4 protein-coding genes and 1 pseudogene are annotated in these 4526 nt (G+C 61.8%); all 5 read right to left on the reverse strand.

The features are described 5' to 3' along the window. Positions 1 to 702, reverse strand: a pseudogene (locus ACIREA_RS27125) (hypothetical protein); the annotation flags it as partial. After that, entirely contained in the window at positions 699 to 1436 is a 738-nt protein-coding gene (locus ACIREA_RS27130) for a phytanoyl-CoA dioxygenase family protein (protein ID WP_397385451.1), read from the reverse strand. The pseudogene ACIREA_RS27125 and the gene ACIREA_RS27130, both read right to left, overlap by 4 nt. Beyond that, positions 1433 to 2284, reverse strand: coding sequence for an aldo/keto reductase (locus ACIREA_RS27135; RefSeq protein WP_397385452.1), 852 nt, complete (start codon positions 2282 to 2284; stop codon positions 1433 to 1435). Before ACIREA_RS27135 ends, ACIREA_RS27130 begins: the two co-directional genes overlap by 4 nt. After that, positions 2281 to 3573 carry a phosphopyruvate hydratase gene (eno, locus tag ACIREA_RS27140; protein WP_397385453.1) on the reverse strand — a complete coding sequence of 431 codons (1293 nt, stop codon included), beginning with the start codon at positions 3571 to 3573 and terminating at the stop codon, positions 2281 to 2283. The genes ACIREA_RS27135 and eno overlap by 4 nt, the downstream gene beginning before the upstream one ends. Next, a partial coding sequence (locus tag ACIREA_RS27145; protein ID WP_397385454.1) for a phosphotransferase family protein occupies positions 3570 to 4526 on the reverse strand: 957 nt, incomplete at its 5' end. The genes eno and ACIREA_RS27145, both read right to left, overlap by 4 nt.

The raw sequence follows: 4526 nt of genomic DNA on the forward strand, positions 1-4526 counted from the left end.
TCCGCACTCGATGGCGGCGATGTTTTCAAAGGCCACATCGCGGCAGTCGCCGTGGATGTTGAAGCCGTCGTTGTAAGGATGCGTGGCGGTGAGGTTCTTGATGACGAGGTGAGCATTGTCTCCGCTGAACTGCACGCCGGCGCTGCGCATGGGGGCAAAGATATTAGCATCGGCGAGTTTTTGGCCCGCTGGGAGCTTGAGGTAGAAGGTGCCATAAATCTGCTTGGAGGGTGGCTTCTCGCGTGAAGGGTCTTTGACGAAGGTCCATTCACCGGGCTGGAGTTCTTCCATTTTTTTGAGCGGTGCGCTGCGGCCTTTGGACGTGCGGCCCATGTGCTGCATCTGCCCATTCCATAGAAAGAACCAGCGACCGATGATGGCGTCGTCATTGCGTGCGATGAGATGATCATTGGCGAAGAGCCCGGGCGACACTTCAGTCCACTGCGTGGGATCGAGAGGATCGCTGCCTTCCAAGGTCGCGCCATGACCATCTAGCGTGATGGGTTTGCCGGGTTCGCCTTTCTTGCCGTAGAAGCCGGCATAGTCGCGATACACCTTGGGTTCGAGATGGATGATGTCTCCGGGCAGCGCGGCTTTGATGGCCTGTGCGATGGTGGGGGCGTCTTTGTCTTTGCCGACGGGGATGTCACGCGCGGCGGCAGATGCGGTGAGCAGGAGCAGGAAGAGGAGACTGGTTTTCATGCAGGTGGTGTCAGGGCGGCGGCGGCGGAGTAGGCGGCTTTCAACGTGGGATCGGTCTGCGTGTGGCTGCCGCGATAGACGAGCAGCAGGCCGAGGCGGGAGTGGTCTGTGGTGTTGGGCGCGGAGTGGTGGATCGTTTCGCACTGATGGATGGTGGCATCGCCGGGAGCGAGCAGGCCGCAGAATTGTTCGCTCAACGGCACGGGTGACGGAGTTGCCATGCCGATGCTGTTGCCGCGCACGCCGCTGGGTTTGGTGGGCTGCATGCCGTCCTTGTGCGAGCCTTTGATAAAGAAGACGGGGCCGTTTGCCTCGGTGACGGCATCGATGGCGATCCACACGGTGAGCATGTCCGGCGGAGTCTGGCAGAAGTAGGCATTGTCCTGGTGATAGGGCACGCCGGAGCCGATGCGGGCGGGCTTGTTGAAGGTCTCGACTCCGACGAGCACGGGCTCGCCATGGACCAGCGGAGCGACGAGTGCTCGGATGTCCGCGCGTTCGCCGAGGTGGCGGAACCACTCGTTGTATTTTTCGAGACGCCAGAGATTGCGCACGGTCTTCTCATCCTTTTCAAAGGTGCGGGCATCGACGGGCTGTGCGGCGAGGTCATCGCGGATGTAGCGCTCCAGTTCGGCACGCACGGCGGCGACTTCGTCAGCGGTGAGTAGATGGCGGACGAGCACGACGCCGTCGCGCTCATAGTCTTCGAGGATCTGAGGGGATTTTGTGTTCATGCGGTGAGTTCGGCAAAGAGTGCGGGTTCATCGAGGTTGAGCGCGGCGAAGGCCTGGTCGAGATGCGCAGGTGTGCGGCCGCCGATGAGCACGGAAGAGATGCCCGGCTGATGCAGCGCCCAGGCGAGGGCCAGATGCGCCTGCGAGTGACCGGTGCGTGCGGAGACGGCTTCGAGGGTGGCGAGACGGCGATACGAACCACTGTGAAAATAGACATCCTGATGTCCGGGGACTAGATCGAAACGCGATCCGCTTTGCACCCCCTGCTGATGCTTGCCTGTGAGAAACCCGGCACCCAGCGGGCTGTAGGTGACGAGGGCGATGCTGTGCTCCATGCAGTGTACGCGCAAGGCATCGCTCACGTCGCTGACAGCGAGGTTGTGATTGTTTTGTACGACGCTGAAGCGTGACCCTGCGGCGAGCAGTTGATCCAGAGTGACATTGCTGAGACCGAGCGCCTTCACTTGGCCGGAGCGCAGGAGTTCATCGAGAGCAGGGCCTGTTGCGGGCACGCTGTCATGCCACTGATGGAGGTACAGTAGATCGATTTGATCGACGCCAAGCCGCTGCATGCTGGCAGCGATGTCGATGCGGTCATAAGGTGGCAGTATCTTGGTGGCGATGGTGATGCCACTCGGGCGGCGCGAGGCGAGCCAGCGGCCGAGGATGCTTTCCGAGGCGCCGTGGCCGTAGGCTGCTGCGGTGTCGAAGAGACGAACGCCGCGCGCGAGGGCGTGGTCAAGCAGCACGCAGGAGGCTGCCTCATCAATCTCGCGCCCCAGCGTCACGCAGCCGAGACCGATCTGGCTGACCGGCAATGCAGCAGGCGTGATGGTGGCGAGTTTCATGAAAGCTGAATGCCTGCACTGGCAAAAATGCCTGCGCCGATGAAGCGGGCGCGTGAGCCGAGCAGGCGCTGGATGCGGAGGACTTCGTTCCATTTGGCCATGCGCTCGCTGCGGCTGAAGGAGCCGACTTTGAGCTGACCGGCATTGGTGGCCACGGCAAGATGCGCGATGAAGGCGTCCTCGGTTTCGCCGGAGCGCGCGGAGACGACGGGCAGCCAGCCGGCAGCCTGCGTGCGGTGAATGGCGGCGATGGTTTCGGTGACGGTGCCGATTTGATTGAGCTTGATGAGGACGGCGTTGGCGGTGCTGGCGGCGATGCCGCGCTCGATGCGTTCCAGGTTGGTGGTGAAGAGGTCATCGCCGATGAGCTGGCAGCGATGGCCGATGGCCTCGCGCACGATGTTCCAGCCCGCCCAGTCATCTTCGGCCATAGGGTCTTCGATGGAGACGATGGGATATTTATCGACCCACTCGATCATGAGCGTGGCAAACTGCTCGGAGGTGAAGCGGCGCTGTTCGAGGCCGAGTGTGTAGTGGCCCTCATGAAACAAATCCGTGGCGGCGATGTCGAGCGAGATGCCGACCTCTTGCCCGGGTGTGTAGCCCGCGCGTTCGATGGAGGCCATGAGGGCATCGAACACATCTTCATTGCGGTCAAACATGGGCCAGTAGCCGCCTTCATCGGCCACACCGGCAAGGAGGCCGCGCTCGCGCATAACATCGGCGGCGGCGTGGAAGACGCTGGCGGTGACTTCGAGGGTCTCCTCATACGACTGCGCGGTGAGCGCCATGATCATGAAGTCCTGGATGTCGATGCGGCCCTGGGCGTGCTTGCCACCGCCGAAGATCTGGATCTCGGGGAGCGGCAGCAGAGTCCCCTGCCCGCCGCCGAGGGATTCAAACAATGGGATGCGTTTCGCATTTGCCGCAGCCTGCGCCACGGCCATGCTGGTGCCGAGAATGGCATTGGCACCGAGGCGTGATTTCCCGAGTGTGCCGTCTAGCGCGATCAAGGCGGCATCCAGTCCGGCTTGATCAAAGACATCGCGCCCGAGGGTGGCGCTGGCGATTTCTCCTTTCACATGAGAGACGGCCTTGAACACCGATTTGCCACGGAAGCGGCTTTTGTCGCCATCGCGCAGTTCCAGCGCTTCATGGTGGCCGGTGGAGGCGCCTGAGGGCACCAGACCGTGGCCTGTCGTGCCATCTTCCAATGTAGCGATGACTTCCACGGTGGGATTGCCACGGCTGTCGAAGATTTGCAGGGCGTCGAGAGAGGTGATTTTCATGCGTGCGCAGCCCAGGCCTCCGTGAGAGTGGCAAGCGAGGGTGGTTGGGATAAATGGGAGAGAACGAAACGTGTGACGAGGTCGCGTTGTTCTGCGGAAAGATACTCGGCGGGTGATTTTCCGTGCACGCGAGCGAGGAGCAGGCAGAGGAGGAGCTTCACGGTGTTCGTTTCCAGATCGTGACCGCAGGCGGAAGTGTAGGCGGACCAAAAGACGGGCAAGAGCTGAAGGGCCATCGGGTTTAGGAGGGCCTTCAGGTGCAGATGCGTGAGCATGAAGGCGGCATCAAAGGCGGGATCACCAAACCATGCGCACTCGGCGTCCAGCACGATGAGTCGCTGCGGGCCGACGAGGAGGTTCTTGGGGCTGTAGTCTCCATGCACGAGGGCGAGCTTGGTTTCTGCCAGTCGAGCGGCCTCTGCGTGGAGCACGACAGCGGCTTCAGGCACGCGCTCGGCAGTGGTCAGCAGGTAGGGGTGGATGCGCAGGGCTTGGAAATTCGGCAGGGTGTCAAAGTGATCGCGTGCGACGGGATCATTCCAAGATGCGGCATGCAGATGACCGAGGACTTCGCCTGCGAGCCTTGCGGTTTCGGTTTCAAAGTGTCCTGCCAGCAGCAGAGACTTCCAGTTTTGCAGTTCATCGCCGAGGTATTCCATGGCGAACCAGCCATCGCCCCCGCCGAGGATGCGCGGCACGGCGGCAGGCATGAGGGGCGAGACGTATTCAAAGAAGGACTGCTCCACGCGATTGCGCGAGACATCGACAAACCAGTCGTCTTTGACGCGCAGCTTTTCCAAAGCGGCTTTGACCACGAGGCGCTGAGTGGGGGATTCCACGAGCACGATGTCGCTGGAAACACCTCCGGTCAGTGGCGTCACACGGATGTCGGTGCCACTGATCAGCCCTGCGGATTGCAAGCGTGGCAGGAGTTCTTCGGTGGTCATGCAAAT

The sequence above is a fragment of the Prosthecobacter sp. genome, assembly GCF_044373815.1.
GTDB lineage: Bacteria > Verrucomicrobiota > Verrucomicrobiia > Verrucomicrobiales > Verrucomicrobiaceae > Prosthecobacter.